1 protein-coding gene is annotated in these 404 nt (G+C 70.8%); it reads left to right on the top strand.

The window, feature by feature from the left end:
• Window positions 1-153 precede the first annotated feature (153 nt).
• A partial coding sequence (locus ACSNOC_RS27955) for an ATP-binding cassette domain-containing protein (protein WP_436750362.1) occupies window positions 154-404 on the top strand: 251 nt, incomplete at its 3' end.

Raw genomic sequence — 404 nt, 5'->3', positions numbered from 1 at the left:
CGCGAGATCCGTGGTCGCGTTCCCAGGGGGTCGCCGTCCGGTGGCCCCCCGGGGATCCGCTCGGGGCCATCCGGCCCGAGGGGGTTCTCTACGCGAGTAGAAATCCCGGCGGACCCCGCCCGGTCCGCCACCAGGCGCGGTAGCGTTCGGCTGATCAAGCGCCCACGCCCGGCTCCACTCCTTAGGCTTCAAGGAGAGTGCGTCATCCCAGCACCCAGCAGCCAAGCGCAGTCCGGCACGGACCCCGGCGTCCCCGCCGTCGCGCTGCGCGGCATCACGAAACGGTTCCCCGGCGTCGTCGCCAACCGCGACATCGACATCACCGTCCGGCGCGGCACGATCCACGCCCTCGTCGGTGAGAACGGCGCCGGCAAGTCCACCCTGATGAAGATCCTGTACGGCAT

The organism is Streptomyces sp. URMC 129, assembly GCF_051386415.1.
Classification (GTDB): domain Bacteria; phylum Actinomycetota; class Actinomycetes; order Streptomycetales; family Streptomycetaceae; genus Streptomyces.
Note: the sequence above shows the minus strand (reverse complement) of the source record. Positions and strands in the feature narration are given on the sequence as shown.